At 34.0% G+C, this 16,456-nt stretch carries 15 protein-coding genes; 6 read left to right on the top strand and 9 right to left on the bottom strand.

All coding sequences use genetic code 11. The features are described 5' to 3' along the window. The first annotated feature begins 13 nt into the window (after window positions 1-13). Entirely contained in the window at window positions 14-217 is a 204-nt protein-coding gene (locus tag PXD56_RS01680; protein ID WP_276491622.1) for a hypothetical protein, read from the top strand. Here the strand turns inward: PXD56_RS01680 and PXD56_RS01675 are convergent. The 4 genes from PXD56_RS01675 to PXD56_RS01660 form a co-directional block, all read right to left on the bottom strand. Further along, on the bottom strand, window positions 214-1,839 hold the full coding sequence (locus PXD56_RS01675) for a S41 family peptidase (RefSeq protein ID WP_276492504.1): 1,626 nt from the start codon (window positions 1,837-1,839) through the stop codon (window positions 214-216). The two genes, PXD56_RS01680 and PXD56_RS01675, sit on opposite strands and share 4 nt — an antisense overlap. A gap of 14 nt (window positions 1,840-1,853) precedes the next feature. Beyond that, entirely contained in the window at window positions 1,854-2,291 is a 438-nt protein-coding gene (locus PXD56_RS01670; protein ID WP_276491621.1) for a deoxycytidylate deaminase, read from the bottom strand. 85 nt (window positions 2,292-2,376) lie between these two features. Next, complete coding sequence (locus tag PXD56_RS01665) at window positions 2,377-2,961, bottom strand: HupE/UreJ family protein (protein ID WP_276491620.1); 585 nt, start codon at window positions 2,959-2,961, stop codon at window positions 2,377-2,379. A 25-nt stretch (window positions 2,962-2,986) separates the two neighbouring features. Next, entirely contained in the window at window positions 2,987-3,727 is a 741-nt protein-coding gene (locus PXD56_RS01660; protein ID WP_276491619.1) for a TerB family tellurite resistance protein, read from the bottom strand. 130 nt (window positions 3,728-3,857) lie between these two features. On the opposite strand from PXD56_RS01660, the gene PXD56_RS01655 reads away from it, so the two are divergent. The 3 genes from PXD56_RS01655 to PXD56_RS01645 all read left to right on the top strand — a co-directional run bounded on the left by PXD56_RS01655 (window position 3,858) and on the right by PXD56_RS01645 (window position 5,764). Beyond that, entirely contained in the window at window positions 3,858-4,268 is a 411-nt protein-coding gene (locus PXD56_RS01655) for a BrxA/BrxB family bacilliredoxin (RefSeq protein WP_036151229.1), read from the top strand. 234 nt (window positions 4,269-4,502) lie between these two features. Continuing rightward, the gene (locus PXD56_RS01650) at window positions 4,503-5,087 is read left to right on the top strand and encodes a lysophospholipid acyltransferase family protein (RefSeq protein ID WP_338088431.1); all 585 of its coding nucleotides are present in this window, start codon (window positions 4,503-4,505) and stop codon (window positions 5,085-5,087) included. Continuing rightward, window positions 5,084-5,764, top strand: coding sequence for an HD domain-containing protein (locus PXD56_RS01645; protein WP_276491617.1), 681 nt, complete (start codon window positions 5,084-5,086; stop codon window positions 5,762-5,764). The genes PXD56_RS01650 and PXD56_RS01645 overlap by 4 nt, the downstream gene beginning before the upstream one ends. 91 nt (window positions 5,765-5,855) lie before the next feature. Here PXD56_RS01645 and PXD56_RS01640 read toward each other — a convergent pair whose 3' ends face one another. Continuing rightward, window positions 5,856-7,289: a glycosyltransferase family 2 protein gene (locus PXD56_RS01640; RefSeq protein WP_276491616.1), complete on the bottom strand. Its 1,434-nt coding sequence runs from the start codon at window positions 7,287-7,289 to the stop codon at window positions 5,856-5,858. Between the two features lie 246 nt (window positions 7,290-7,535). On the opposite strand from PXD56_RS01640, the gene PXD56_RS01635 reads away from it, so the two are divergent. Next, window positions 7,536-7,970, top strand: coding sequence for an endo-arabinase (locus tag PXD56_RS01635; RefSeq protein ID WP_276491615.1), 435 nt, complete (start codon window positions 7,536-7,538; stop codon window positions 7,968-7,970). Window positions 7,971-7,972: 2 nt separating this feature from the next. Here PXD56_RS01635 and PXD56_RS01630 read toward each other — a convergent pair whose 3' ends face one another. From PXD56_RS01630 to PXD56_RS01615, 4 genes are read right to left on the bottom strand one after another with little or no spacing between them, the layout of a single operon-like run. Then, a complete protein-coding gene (locus PXD56_RS01630) occupies window positions 7,973-9,046 on the bottom strand; it encodes a PA0069 family radical SAM protein (protein WP_276491614.1) in 1,074 nt (357 codons plus the stop codon). 46 nt (window positions 9,047-9,092) lie between these two features. Next, window positions 9,093-10,646 carry a hypothetical protein gene (locus PXD56_RS01625; RefSeq protein WP_276491613.1) on the bottom strand — a complete coding sequence of 518 codons (1,554 nt, stop codon included), beginning with the start codon at window positions 10,644-10,646 and terminating at the stop codon, window positions 9,093-9,095. A gap of 17 nt (window positions 10,647-10,663) precedes the next feature. Continuing rightward, window positions 10,664-11,446 (bottom strand): enoyl-CoA hydratase/isomerase family protein, encoded by a 783-nt coding sequence (locus PXD56_RS01620; protein ID WP_276491612.1) that lies wholly within the window; start codon window positions 11,444-11,446, stop codon window positions 10,664-10,666. 18 nt (window positions 11,447-11,464) lie between these two features. Next, on the bottom strand, window positions 11,465-12,877 hold the full coding sequence (locus tag PXD56_RS01615; protein WP_276492503.1) for an ATP-binding protein: 1,413 nt from the start codon (window positions 12,875-12,877) through the stop codon (window positions 11,465-11,467). 310 nt (window positions 12,878-13,187) lie between these two features. Here PXD56_RS01615 and PXD56_RS01610 point away from each other — a divergent pair, with 310 nt between their 5' ends. Further along, window positions 13,188-16,439, top strand: a complete 3,252-nt coding sequence (locus tag PXD56_RS01610; protein ID WP_276491611.1) for a sensor histidine kinase — start codon at window positions 13,188-13,190, stop codon at window positions 16,437-16,439. Window positions 16,440-16,456: the final 17 nt, after the last annotated feature.

Genomic DNA, 16,456 nt, shown 5'->3' with positions numbered 1-16,456 from the left:
TAAAAACAAGTTTATGAGCAAGACGTTATCCATAATTTTCATAGTAATTGCAGTGGCACTTATTGCCTATAATGTTACTCTAGTGAATTTTGCCGATCCATTTGAGAAAAACAGTACTATAGCACTAATTGGTATAATGGCATCATTATGCGCCATTGTGCTGCTTTTGGTATTCGTTACCAGTAGAAAAATACAAGATAAAATTAATAAAGATTAGTTGCTGGCATTAATTTCCGCAGACTCTTCTTGCTGAATTACACCGCCATCTAATTCCAGTATCTTTTGTAGCATAAGATCTTCATCTGCCTTAATTTTAGCATGTATATTGGTGTTGAATAACTGCTCTGCTATATTGGCCTTTAAAAATCGTTTAATACTCTGCTCATAGTCATAGAAATTCATTCTCAAGTTTCTATCTACTGAATATGCTACAAATTTCTCAAAAAGTATATCGTCAACCCTAAAATCGTTCACAAATTCTTCTTGAGTATATTGAGCATACCTTTCTCGATCTTCATCTAAATGTTCAAATACAAAAAAGGACAAGAAACCTAAATTATCCATACTCTCAACGGCTTCTTCCTCATTACTGCCTATGGGTACGAATACATCGGGTATAATACCACCGCCACCATAAACTACTTTTCCTTTAGGTGTGGTGAACTTTAGAGAATCTGCCACCTTAATGCTATCTACAGAAATCATTTCACCGCTATGGAATCTATCTGTAAAACGTTGATAATAATCTTTGGTACCATTAGCGTACGTTTTTTGAATACTTCTTCCTGTAGGGGTGTAATATCTAGAAACGGTAAGTCTAACGGCAGAACCATCGCCTAAAGCCATTTCTCGCTGTACTAAACCCTTACCAAAAGAACGGCGACCAACAATAGTACCTATATCATTATCTTGTAAGGCACCTGCTACAATTTCACTAGCAGAGGCAGAACGCTCATTGATCAATACATAAATGGGTTTATCTTCAAAACTACCATGATCGGTGGCAAAACTTTTATTGATCTTTCCTTTCTTGTTCTTGGTAAATAAAATCAGCTTACCATCTTCAAGAAACTCATCTGCCATTTCTTCTGCCATACCTAAATAACCGCCAGGATTATCACGTAAGTCTAACACCAATTTTCCGGCACCACGCTTTTGTAATTTCACCAAAGCATCTTTAAACTCCTTGTACGTAGATTCTGCAAATCTGTTCACCTTTATATACCCAATATCTTTGGTAAGCATATAAAAGGCATCAACACTTTTTAACGGAACAATGCCACGTTTTACTTTTACATTAAACGTTCTATTTTCAGATTTTCTAAATACGGTAAGATCTATAGAGGTACCTTCTTTCCCTTTAAGTTTCTCCACAATAATTTCACTCGGAAAATCTTTTCCATATAACGTGTCATTATCTGCCATAAGAATACGGTCTCCTGGTAAAATTCCTTTAGAATAACTTGGACCGTCTTTAACTGTTTTTATAACGGCAATAGAATCTTTATAGGAATAAAAGTTAATACCGATTCCAACAAAATCACCCTTCATATTTTCAGTTACACCAGACATTTCCTTTTCTGAAATGTAAACCGAATGTGGATCTAATTTTTCAAGAATACTATTTACCGTAACATCTACGATACTATCGGTATTTACATCGTCCACATACTCATAGTCAATATAATCTATAAGTCTGTTGAGTTTATCTTTTTTTGAATTGGTAGAAAAGAGACGTTCTGGAGAGTCATTAAAATTCAGTTTTCCGCCTATAAAAAACCCTAATGCAAGCGCAGAAGCGATAATTAAAGGAAAAAGAGCACTGTATTTTTTATTCATCATTAGTGTTAACGTTATATCGTCACATTTATTTCTGGCATATGTTCTATTTCTACTCCGGCTTTCTCTAAAAATTTTAAACCAGAGTCGTCTTTATAGCCCACTTGGTACACTACACGTTTAATGCCAGACTGGTGTATAAGCTTACTGCATTCTCTACAAGGTGATAAAGTAATATATAATGTTGCCCCTTGACAAGACTGTGTTGAACTAGCTACTTTAAGAATCGCATTGGCCTCTGCATGTAAAACATACCATTTGGTATACCCTTCTTCATCCTCACAATAATTCTCAAAACCTGTTGGGGTACCATTATATCCGTCAGAGATAATCATTCTGTCTTTTACAATGATTGCACCTACTTGTTTTCTTTTACAGGAAGACAATTTTCCCCATTCTTTAGCCATTCTTAAATAGGCTCTGTCATATTTTAATTGTTTCTCTTTTTTCATTTACAGTAGGCTTTATTCAAGCACTTAACCCTAAGGTAGTTGCTTTGATCAGTACCATCAATATCTTAGGCTAAACTTTAACAATCTAAAAAGGAAATGTTTCATAAAGCAACGGTAGTGTTATTAATATGATCAAAATACTACCTACCATCACAAATAAGCTTTGTTTTACCTTGAATATGCTTTGGACCATATAGGCTAAAATCAACACCAGTAAAACAATAACCACTTGAGACAACTCAATACCGCCGGCAAAACCTAAAAGTGGTGCCAGCTTATCTTCCTCTCCCATTATCATCATTTTAAAATAATTGGAAAACCCAAAACCGTGTATTAACCCAAAGAAACCTGTAGCTAATATATGTACACCAATAGTTCTACTTTCGTTTTTAACCTTATAATCCACTAAATTAAAAATAGCTGTTGCAACTATGGTGACCGGTATCAAAAACTCGATCCAGCTGGCATCTATGACCATTATTTCATAAACCGAAAAGACCAATGCCAGGCAATGGGTAAATGTAAAAACAGTAGCTAATAGCAATACGTTCTTCCAACTCTTGAACGTAAACGGAAGTGTCAAAGCAGTTAAAAATAATATATGATCATATGCATTAATATCTAGCACATGTTGTAAACCTAGTTCTATGTAAAACCAAAACTCTTGCATTATATAAATGTAATTAATTAGTCTTCTAATTTAAACCCCGTTCTTTTTGTATGGTTTCGTAAGCCGCCTGTACCTGCTTAAATTTCTCTTCAGCACCTTTTTTAATGGCTTCATCTTTCGTATTCACTCTATCCGGATGGTATTTTTTAGCCATCTCTCTATATGCCTTTTTAACTTCGGCATCTGTAGCCGATTTTTGAATGTTCAAAATTTTATAAGAGTTATTCGCAGATTTTACGAACATAGCCTTTATACTATCAAACTCATTCAATGACACTCTAAGGTAGCCGGCAATTTCACGAATTTTCTGTACCTCAGGATTACTGATATTACCATCTGCTTGAGCAATACCGAATAAAAAATGAAGCAATTGCAAACGTACCTCATACCGTGTACGCTGAGCTAAAAAAGTACATACCTTTTGTGCAGATATCTGTCCCTTCTTATTAATTTCATTAAAACTTCTAAATATAGCGTTGGCTTTATCTTTACCATAGGTGCTAACAAAATACTGGCGAACATAATCCATTTCAGATTGGCTTGCTTGCCCGTCCGCTTTAATCACAATAGAACATAGTGATAACAAATTCAATTCAAAATCTGCCGCAGTAACATTTGGTCTTGTATAATCTTCGAACACACTACGTGCGCTACCTTTATTAGACCCAAAAAAGCTATCTATAATACTACCTGCAAAGAAACCTAACACCGCTCCAGATAATCCTCTAAAAGAAAAGCCTATTATAGCTCCCAACCATTTAATCATTTCGTAATCTCAATTTTGCCAAAGATAAAATATTACGAATAGAAAGTTAGGCCAATGAAAAGTTAAGGTCTGAAGCAGTGCTGCGACTAATTGATTATCTTTGTAATAGTTTAATTAAAACATTAAGAATATGTACCCTGCGGAATTAGTAAAACCAATGAGAGATGATCTGGCTTCTGCCGGATTTGAAGAATTATATACAGCAGATGCAGTAGCAAATGCCATCAATAAAGAAGGAACAACTTTAGTAGTTGTAAATTCTGTTTGTGGTTGCGCAGCGGCAAATGCAAGACCTGCTGCCAAAATGAGCTTGCAGAACGATAAAAAACCTGACCATGCAGTAACGGTATTTGCTGGTGTAGATAAAGAAGCTGTTGATGCGGCAAGAAACCTTATGGTTCCTTTCCCTCCTTCTTCGCCATCTATGGCATTGTTCAAAGATGGAGAGCTAGTTCATATGATAGAGCGTCACCACATTGAAGGTAGACCAGCTGAAATGATCGCTCAGAATTTAGCACAGGCTTATGACGAGTTTTGCTAAATTTTACAGCATAAAATATTTTCCTACAAAATAATAGGATTAAAAAACCGCTCTAATTGAGCGGTTTTTTATTTTTGTAAGATGCAGAAGTTGCTTTCTTATATCATAACCCCCTTTTTTTTCGTGGCATTTGGGCTATGCCTGCTTATCTTTCACCCTATTCAATGGCTAGGTTTTAAAATATTTGGCTATAATGGTTTAAAGCCAACGGTTAGCAAATTGAATTTTTGTTTAATGCGTAGCACTAATATTTTAGGGACTACCTATAACTTTACCAATAATTTCGATTTACCAACAGATAGACCTTTGATTATTGTTACCAATCATCAAAGCATGTATGATATACCGCCCCTAATATGGTATATGCGCAAATACCATCCTAAGTTTGTAAGTAAAAAAGAACTGGGTAAAGGTATACCTAGCGTATCATTTAATCTTGTTCATGGCGGCTCTGTTCTTATTGACAGAAAAGATGGTAAATCTGCCATCATGGAAATAGGTAAACTAGGTGCTTATATTGAAAAGCATAATAGAAGTGCAGTAATTTTTCCTGAAGGTACCAGAAGTAGAGATGGACACCCAAAACCATTTAAACCTATGGGACTTAAAATGCTTCTTAAAAAAGCCCCCTCTGCCCTGATTGTTCCCATAAGCATTAATAATTCATGGAAACTTGTTCGTTTTGGGCAATTTCCGATGGGATTGGGAGCCAAGGTTCGTTTAGAAGTACAACAACCTTTAGAGAACAAAGGCAATTTAGATGACCTTATTCAACAAATTGAAGCATCCGTAGTTAGCGGGATAAATTCCTTTAAATGACCAATTCAGAAATTGTAGAAGAAACTATAACATTTGTCAAAGAAACATTGAAAAATGCAGAAGGAGGGCATGATTGGTTTCATATACAACGTGTATTCAACAACAGCATGTTAATTGCAAAAGAAGAAGATGATATAAATATTCTAGTGGTTAGCCTAGGAGCACTTCTTCATGATATTGCAGATGCCAAATTTAATGATGGTGATGAAGCCTTGGGACCTAAAATGGCAGAAGATTTTTTATTGAGTCTTGGTGTACCTAAAAGAACCATCAACCATGTGACCAATATTATCAAATACAGTTCATTTAAAGCCAGCCTAACAGATGGCAAGATGAAAAAGAAACTATTTACATCTAAAGAACTTAAGGTAGTACAAGATGCCGATCGTTTAGATGCTATTGGCGCTATTGGCATAGCCCGTGCATTTAATTATGGAGGTTTTAAAAACAGAGCCCTCTATGACCCTAGTATACCGCCAAATCTAGAAATGACGAAAGAAGAATACAAAAAGTCAAAAGCACCAACTATAAATCATTTTTACGAGAAATTATTGCTCTTAAAGGACAAAATGAACACCGAAACTGGTAAGCGATTAGCTGAAGAAAGGCACCAGTATATGATTGATTTTTTAGAGCAATTTTACCAAGAATGGAATCCTTTAAAAAATTTAAGTTAAGTTTACGGTATAATTCAACAACATCAAACCATTTAAAAAAGGGTCTTAACTTACGTTAAGACCCTTTTTGTATATAATAAAATAAGTTATATTATTTCTGTGGCAACTCTCTTGTCAACCAACCACTTCTACTTGCCGTAGCTATGGCATAAGGTGTAATCCAGAAAAGACCGAACGTAAAAAGTACACTGTAAGAGTATGCCCAAACAGACTCTGACAAAGAGTATCTTTTAGCATAGAACAATACTGGAAAAGTAGATAACACCAATATACTTACAAAAGTAGAACTTAAGAATAGTAGCGGGTGTGTAAGTACAAATACCAACATGAACAATACAAATGGGTAGCATAAAACAATTCTTGAGAATTGGCTAAAGAACAATAGTCTAGTACCGGTTTTTGGTCCTTTTCTAAAGTTTGTAAAAACGTATTTAGACATTTGAATGTTCTCACGTACATTACTTCTACCCCATCTAATGAACATTTTATAAAGTCCTTTATACTTTTCAGGAACATTAGTATAAGCAAATGCATTTCTCTGAAACAATACGTGGAAACCTTGCTTTAAAATCATATTCGTCATAGCTCTGTCCTCACCTATATCTGAAGCCTGCCCCATGAACGTTTGATTGATCCACTCATCTAAACAACCAAATACAGCAGTTGCTCTATAAGCTGCTAAAGCACCTGGTGTACACAATACTGAATTCAATGTACTTTCAGAAGAACGTACAAACTCAAAACTAAGCGCAAAACTTACGTCAAGCATTTTAGGTAAAATCTCTTTCTCATTATTAAGAACACGAATATTACCAGCTACAGCTCCACAGTTTTCATCAACGATAAACGGACTAACTAAATTTCTTAGCGTATCCTTGTCTACAATAGAATCACTATCTACGGTAACAAAAATTTCACCAGTACCTTCGTTGAAACCTCTATATAAAGCATGACGTTTACCCATATTCTTAGGTTGTTGACAAATAGAAACTCTATCTCCTAATTCTTTTTTGGCCTCTTGCATCCAGGTCCAAGTATCATCTTTACTACCATCATCTATAGCTAACAATTGAATTTTATCTTCTGGATAATCACTTTCAGCCAAACTCTTTAAAGTTGCCCATACTTGTTTGCCTTCATTGTATGCAGGTACAATTACCGTAACGGTTGGCAATTCTTCATCAGAAACAGATGGTATTGCTTTATATTTTAAAAATCTTATAAAAGTGTAAATAAAGAAACTCAATTTAAACACAAAAAAAGCAGCCGCTACAATCATGAATATAAACCCAATCATGGTGCTTCTTCTCTCTAGATGTAATTGAGTAAAATCATTTTGTAAAATGTATGCTAAGTAAGCTGAACCAAACATTAGCACAAAAGTGCTACCCATTACAAAAACGCCCCATGCATTGGCATTTTCAATTAAATGTTTCATTCTTGAGAAAAAAGGCTTTTTCTCTGATTTTTTGGTAGTATTTTTTAAAGTTTTCATATTCTCTTTGGTAGTGTTCTTGGTTTTCATAAATAGTTCTAATATTTATTTCCCCCTATCTACGCTTAGAATTACCATTTGGATTTTATTTTAACAAAACTTTTCAAAGAAAAATTTTACGCATGACTATTGCACGCTTTTTAAATTTCATCTGCTAATTTAAAACCATATATTTTTGACTTATTTAAAATATTCACCTCTTTTTCATGCAGTTAGGTATATGATTTAACAAACACGTATAATTATCCTATTTTTAATAACCAATACAAATATCTCATGAAAACACTTTTCTTACTACTGCTTACAACCATAACAATTGGTTACTCACAAACCGATGAAGAAGCCATTATTTCTCTTTTAGAGAAAGAATCTGCAACCTGGCGAGCAGGTGATATAGAGGCTCATGCATCTTGTTGGTCTATACGGCCATATAGTAGAATATTTGTTTCTACTGCAGATGGAAATAGTATTGATGTACCACCAATAATGATGATCAATCCTCCAGAAAATATAATTGGTCAGGGCGGAACTTCTAAAAATTCTAATTACAAAATGAATATTGCCGAAAACCATGCTTGGGTAAGTCACGATGAAGAATCTACCACTGCTGACGGCATTACCAATTACACTTATGAAATACGTATTCTAGAAAAAATAGATGGTGATTGGAAGTTAGTGGGGCAATCTATACACCCACGTAAAATAGACTGAACCTAGAATAGTTTCAACTGTCCGTTCTTATGAGATTCGTGTAAACTAGTATTTAGCTTTGGAAAAGATTTATCTTTAAAATAGGTTCGCTTAGCTAACCGAACCATATCATGAATTTGAGTTGCTATTTTACCATCTCCTCTACTACGTACCCCAAATCTACTGTCATTTAAGCTGCCACCGTGACATTCTTGTATTTGATTTAATACTTTTTCTGCTTTGTTGGGTAAGGTTTTACGAATCCAATCTGTAAATATTTCACCGATTGCTCCATTTAATCGAACCACAGTAAATGCCATTGAAACAGCACCATTTTCTGAAACCGCTTTAGCTAAATTCAAAATCTCATGACTGTTTATTCCTGGAATAATGGGTGCCAACATAGCATTTACTGGAATACCATTTTCAGACAGAACACGTATAGCTTGCAGTCGTTTTTTAATAGTAGTAGTTCTTGGCTCTAATATTCTTCTTGTTTCTTCAGATAAGGAAGTAACCGAAATATTAATGCCTATCAATCCATAATCATTGAGTTCCTTCAAAATATCTAAATCACGTAATATTAGGGCATTCTTGGTTATAATACCTACCGGATGTTTATATTTTAAGAATACCTCTAGACATCTTCTAGTTAGTTCATATTCTTTTTCTGCAGGCTGATAACAATCTGTATTGCCAGACATGACTATGGTACAAGCTTTCCAACTTTTACTTTTTAATTTTGCTTCCAGTAGTTTTGGAGCGTCTTGTTTTATCAGAATTTTCCGTTCAAAGTCCAACCCTGCACTATAGCCCCAAAATTCATGAGCATTTCTGGCATAGCAATAAATGCAGCCGTGTTCACAACCTTGGTACATGTTCATAGAGTAACTCATACCAACATCTGGACTAGTTACTTTATTAACTATCGTTTTCGGAAAAATAGGTAGGTATTGCGTTTTATTCTTATCGGCGACTTCCCCTTCTAAACGGCAAAACTCAAGAAAATCGTCTCGTGTTTCGTAGCTATAGGCGGAAAATTTATTGCTGGTATTTTGTTGGGCACCTCTACCTTTTAAAGAAGTGTTAGATTTCATTATTAGGATTTAATCCAAAATTATGGAATATATCCTAACAATAATTTTATTTAACACCTACTTGAACCAATTGCTTTTTTGTTCCCCTTTTTGCATAGAACATTAATTCATCATTCAGTCTATCTATGTAAGGTGCAGATACCATTAAAGGTAGTCGCGCTTCGGTATCGTCAATAACCTTGTTGTATTTCATATGTCCGTTTTCATCCAAACGAATTAAAAAGACATTTCTATTTCTGCTTAATCCTTGTTTAAACATAATACGGTCCTCACTTAACTGTTGCGGATTTTCTGAAGATGTACTAATAAAAAAGTATGTAGTATTGTTTTTAGTATAAGCACTGTATGACGCATATGCCCCATCGCCTTGTGTAACCTCTGTTTTATTGATATTTCGTGCCCAAACTAAATCTCCCGTAGCGCTCAACTTGGCACTAATAATATCATTATGATGATATCTTGTTACCATTACACGACCACCACTAGAATTAGACTGTACACTTTTACTGGTAAAATATTCTTCAGCATTAAATAGAATATTTCCCTCTTTGGTAATATCCATGCCTTTGAAAACCAAATTTTTAATAGATTTATCCTCTTCTCGTCCAAACTTATCCATCATAAACTGCTCAGAGAATGGATTAAATTTTTCCGCTTTCAATTCTAAAGATTTTGAATCTAAATTAAAATAAGAAATACCGTTATATCGATTATCCTTTCGATCTGCGTAAAAACCAATACATAAAAGTTCATTTCCTTTAAAAATAGGTTTCAGGGATTCTGGAAATTTACCAGGCGTATAGAATGATTGTACGTTTCTACCACTTTTAGAAATTCTAACCATTTCATACTGAAACTTTCGCTCTGTAGCATTAAAACGTTTCTTTTTAAAATATGCTTTACCTACTAAATAAACATTCTGTAAATCTTTAGAAAAAACGATATTTTCAAAGGCATAATTCTTTTCTTCTACTTCATCAGAAAAATCATGCTCCATTAGTTTATTAAGTCCGGCATCGAACACATGAATATGATGTTGATCTACTTTTCTCTTCTTATAATGCGTAGTAATGGCAAATGCCGACTTATCATCATTAAATAAAATAGAGGTAGTAAAACCAGAAGAGAAGTTTCTGTTGTAAAAATTTCTATCTAAAGGCTGTTCTACAGGGTCAGACGCTATAGATAGTAGTGTTTCTTTTGTAAACTGAAATTGAGAAAATGGACTTCTATGCACTTCATACTGATAACTTCTAGAATTATAGTTATACTCTAAAAACAACAAATAAACTTGCCCGTTACGTACATAAGCATCTATAAAATTGGCATTTTTAAGTTTATAATTATATTCTGAAACAAGCTCTAAATCTTTATTGTAATGTTCAATAAAATAGCCTTTAGGTCTTAAAACAATTCCTGTATAATAGGCACGTACTACAACAGTACCTTCATTACCATCATCTGCAATGGCAAGCATATTAGAATATCTATATTTATCGTGAAATTTTTCACCAATGGTATAAGAAACCAGTTCTTCTTGAGCAAAAGTGCTTAGAACATTGATAACTAATAAGAATAAGAAAGCGCTACGTTTTAACATAACCAGTTTGGTTTATGTCATGAACCTGGAAACTCTGCTTTTCTTTTCTCTAAAAATGCAGTGGTACCTTCGGTAAAATCGTCTGTTCCAAAACAGGCACCAAAAGCTTCAATTTCCTGCTCATAACCATTTACAGTATTCTTAAAACCAGCATTTACTGCTTTTATTGCATGTGAAATGGCTACAGATGAATTATTGGTTATTCTAGAAATAATTTTATGGCACAGTGGCAATAGTTCTTCTTGTGTAGTAACATGGTTTACCAAGCCATAAGCGTTGGCTTGCTCTGCAGTAATCATACCTGCCGTCATGATCATTTCCATAGCTCTGCCTTTACCTACTAACTGTGGCAAACGTTGTGTACCACCGTAACCAGGTATAACACCTAAAGATACTTCGGGCAAGCCCATTTTAGCATTGTCACTTGCTACTCTAAAATGACATGCCATTGCCAATTCCAATCCGCCACCTAAGGCAAACCCGTTGACCGCTGCAATTACAGGTTTAGATAAATCTTCAACAAAATCAAACAACTGTTTCTGACCCTTTGCCGCTAATTTTTTTCCTTCTTTCTCGCTAAAATCTGAAAATTCTGAAATATCCGCACCGGCAACAAATGCCTTTTCACCACTACCTGTTAAGATAATGGCCTTTACACCTTTATCTTTTTTTAAATCTTTAAAAGCATCATGTAATTCGCCAATAGTTTGCTTGTTTAAGGCATTTAATTTATTAGGTCGATTAATAGTTACAATTGCAGTAGTATCTTCTTTCTCAATTAGTAAAGTTTCGTATGACATTGTTGTTGATTTGTTGAATTATACATTTTCTTTAGGAAACTTAACACAGAATACCGTACCCTTGCCAAGATGAGAAGTGAACTTAATAGTGCCCTTGTAGGTTTCCACAATATTTTTAACCATACCCAAGCCTAAGCCCATGCCACTTGTTTTGGTGGTGAATTTAGGTTCAAATATTTTTTCTTCATTATCCTTTTCAATACCATGACCGTTATCTGCCACAGATATTTTAACCATATTATCCTCAGTCGCAACACTTACCAATACTCTAGGAGATTCAACATCTGGCACTGCTTGTATAGCATTTTTAACCAAATTAGTAACCACACGTATTAACTGGGTACGATCTAATTTCGCAATAATTTCCTCTTCTTCTGCAATGAAATGAATATAATCCTCATTAAAAATATCTAAGGCGAGTTTAACAATTTTAACAACATTGAGTGTTTCGTTTTGTTGTGCCGGCATCTCGGCAAAATTAGAAAAAGCAGATGCAATGCTGCTCATGGTATCTATTTGCTGAATTAACGTATCTGAGTATTCTCTTAGTTTTTCATGAATTTGCGGATCTTCGGGATCAAACTTACGTTCAAAGCTCTGTACCGTTAATCGCATTGGTGTCAGTGGGTTTTTAATCTCATGCGCCACCTGTTTTGCCATCTCTCTCCAAGCCTGTTCACGTTCACTACGAGCCAATTTCACCGCACTCTGTCCTAGTTCATCTATCATACCGTTATAAGCGGCAATTAACTTTTCTATTTCCTCACCGGGGTTGTCAATATAAATCTTCTTGTTCTGTTTGCTTAAATTGGTTTTACCCATCATAGTAGAAATGGTTTCCAACGATCGGGTAATGTATTTGGAGATAAAAAAAGCAAAGGCGATTGCCATAAGCAGCATAAGCAGGTACACACCTGACAAACGAAATAAAAACTCTTTCAATTCATAGTCATTAAAAGAGTTGTCTTCAAAGTAAGGTAAATTAAGTATACCTATAGGTTTAAACTTTTGATCTGCTATGTAAGTAAATGAAGCTTGATATTTATCTCCTGCTAAGGCATTCTCACGGATATATCTTTTATCTGGACTGATTTCCAATTTATTCAACACCTCTGGATCTAAACACATAGAAATAGAGTCGTTAGCAAATTTTGGACGTGAACTTTTAATAAGTTCTCCATCTAAACTGTAGATATTGAAATTCATGTTTTGCACCACGGCAATTTCATAAATTTCATTTTTAAATATTAAATCAAGGTTTTCTGTAGTAACAGGATAGGTTGTTTTCTGTATGGCAAGGTCAATACTTTGGCGTATTTGCTCCTCTTTGCGTTCCATTCTGTTCTCATGGTAATCTTTAGACTGTTCACGATATTGGTATACCGTAACACCGGCTATCAATACCGATGCAATGAGCACCAAAAATATCATTGATAAGAAAATACGTGACCGTAAGGATACTCTAGTTAACAAGCTTCTGGTATTTCGTTTAAAGTTAGCAAATATTGAACCAAAAAATATGAAATACCCTAATCAAACAAAAAAAATGAAATTGAAATAGACTCCGGAATATCTTGAACAAGATTTTAAAGTAACTTTCTTTCTATTTAGAGGATACAAAAAATATTATAGTTGAGAACTTCAACATATATTAAAGTACTATTATCAAAAAAAATGATAAATGAAAGTAATTTCTTACATTTATAAGCGTTAAAATTAAGTACAATTTCAAAGGTCTTGCATGACATCTAAACATTTTTACAAGTTTATTACTTTAATTGTTGTAATATTTTCTTTATGTGAAGTTCAGTCGCAAAACGCCGAAACACTGACTTTTCAACATATTCAAGACGGCATGTCTCAAAGTACGGCTACAGAACTACTAGAGGATCGTTTCGGTTTCTTGTGGATAGGTACCCGTAATGGCTTAAACAGATACGATGGCAAAGATTTTGAAATTTATAATAAAAGTACAGATGGCAAAACAGGGCTAAACCATGAATACATTGTATCCCTTTATGAAGATGGAGATAACATAATAATAGGCACAAATGAAGGCTTAAATCTGTATGATCGTAGTCTAAATGTTATTACCCCATACCCTTTTAAAAATGAAGGTATCGCCATTAAAAATGTAGTCTTTGAAATAGTAGTAAAAAAAGATGGCATTCTTTGGTTAGGAGCAGAGTCTAGTGGCTTCTACAAATACGATATAAAAACAGGTAAGGTTCAACATTTCTTACCTCCAAAAGAGCTTGTAACTTTAGAAAACCCACGTCTAAATAAAGTTTTAAAAATTGAACTTTTAGATGACGAGCGTATTTTAGTAGTATTTACATATAACACACTTATTTTAAATCATGATCTTCAAATTTTAAGTCCGGTTCGTGAAACCGAAGAAATGATTTCAGGTATCAATTTTGAAGAAGATTCTTTTATTTTGGGCTCAGGTAGAGGTGCTCTTTTTAAATTATCAATAGACGGCACATCAACTTCGTTGAAAAAAGTAACAGAGGTTAGTCCTGGTTTTGGCATACGCTCATTAGAGAAAAATTTAGATGGCGAGTTATGGATAGGAACAGAAAACAATGGTCTTCATATCTATTCTAAAGATCTAGAATTTATAAGGCATATAGAATATAGTGTTACAAGACCTAATTCTCTCTCAGGAGATTCAATTTGGGCAATATTATGTACACGTGATGGGACTATGTGGATCGCACCATATAAAAGTGGTCTTAATATATATGACAAGCAGTATTATAAGTTTAATCATATTAACTCTAATCCTTTCAATTCTAAATCATTAAGTAACAAACTAGTAAACTGTTTTGTTGAAGACCAAAAAGGAAACTTATGGATAGGTACAGACGGTGGCGGTATAGATTACTGGGATCGATCATTAGACGTATTTGAAAATTACTCTTTAAAAGACAAAACTTTCAACAGTAACGTAATCCTTACTATTTTACAGACTAAGGAAGATGAAATTTGGGCAGGAACATGGACCCACGGCATAGCTGTTTTTAATACCAATACCAAAAACTTCAAGGTATTGACATCTGAAAACTCATTTTTAAAATCTAATATAGTAATTGACTTACTAAAAGATCAGAACGGTAGAATATGGGTTGTCAATTATTTTTCAGGAGTACAAGTGTATGACCCAGCTACAAATACACACCAAGACATAACGCTTACGTCAGATTTAGACGGAACCAACATAAATTTACTGTACCAAATTTTTGAAGATAAAGATGGTCAAATTTGGGTGGGTACATTAAATTCAGGTTTATTTAAACTTACGGAAAAAGACAATTCTTGGGAAAGTGTACATTATCATACAAAAAACTCCTTAAGCAATAGGTTTGTTAATTCCATAATACAAGATAACGAGAATACTATTTGGGTAGGAACCCAAGGAGGTCTTCATAAATACCTACCAGAAACAGATTCTTTTCTATCTATTACAAAAGAGGACGGGCTAAAGAACGATGCTATTAAAGGCATTATCAGCGATAATAATAAACACTTATGGCTTAGTACCGAAAATGGTATTATACGATACCATACCACTACAGGCAACACCATTAATTATGATGTTGGCGATGGTCTACAATCCAAAGAGTTTATAGCTAGTTCATCTTTGACCACCTCAAAAGGAGAATACGTTTTTGGAGGCATCAATGGTTTTAATATATTTACTGCTAACGATGTTAAAAAAAGAACGGACAAATTAACATTATTTGTATCTGACCTTAAAATTTTCAATCATCCCGTATTACCTAATGATGATTTTGGAGTGCTGAAAAAAGACATTAGCCAAGTAGAATCATTAACTTTCAACTACGATCAATCTGTAATTAATATAGATTTTAAAGCACTTACATTTAGACATCAAGAGAGTGTAAATTATGCTTTCTATTTAGAAGGATTTGAAAAAGATTGGAACTATGTAGGTAATAACCCCAGTGCAACCTATACCAATCTTAACCCCGGCGAATACGTATTAAAAATGAAATCTACCAATTCAGATGGAGTTTGGGTAGATAATGAAATAGATCTTCATATAACGGTTACACCACCTTATTGGCAAACTTGGTGGTTTAAAAGTTTAATGATTTTATTAGTGCTGCTTTTATTTTACTTGGCACATCACATTAAACTTAGAAATATAAAAAAGAATCAAAAAAGTTTAGAGTTAAATGTAGCAGAACGTACAAAAGAACTACAATTACAAAAAACTAAGCTTATTGAAGCTGCAGATAATTTACAATCTAAAAATGAAGAAATACAACGTTTTACGTTTGCAGTATCTCATGATTTAAAAAGTCCGTTAGGCAACATTAAAGGGTTGGCCAGTCTAATACCATTAGAAATGGATTTAAAAGAACACCCAGATATAGCCGAGTATTTGAACCTTATTAACGTTTCATGCAACAACATGAACGAATTAATATCTGATATTACCGAAATTGCTAGGTTAGGCAAAATAGAAAATAAGAATGAGCTATTACGTACAAATGAAATACTAGAACTATCTAGAAACCTTATTAAAGGTCAGCTAAAAAATAAAAACATAGAGCTTTCTATAGCTGAAAACCTTCCAAACATATTTGGAGATCGCAATAGAATAATACAGGTTTTTGGTAATTTCTTAGATAATGCAATTAAATATATGGGAGATCAACCTAACCCTAAAATTGTTGTTGATTTTGAAGAAGATGGCAATCAGAATATCTTTTTAGTAAAAGATAATGGCTTGGGTATGGATGAGCGAGCGTTAAATAAGCTATTTACACCTTTTGAAAGATTTCACAATAATACAAAAGGAACAGGTTTAGGCTTATATATGGTTAAAAAAATAGCAATATCACATGGTGGTACCATCATAGCAGAATCTGAAGGTAAAGGCAAAGGAGCTACTTTTAAACTGGTGCTACCAAAGGCTAAAATTGCTGCAAAAAAAGTAAAGGTTTCTATGACCCCATAATTTAATAACCTGATAAA

Source organism: Maribacter zhoushanensis, from assembly GCF_029350975.1.
Lineage (GTDB): Bacteria > Bacteroidota > Bacteroidia > Flavobacteriales > Flavobacteriaceae > Maribacter > Maribacter zhoushanensis.
This window is presented reverse-complemented; position numbering and strand designations above follow the sequence as displayed.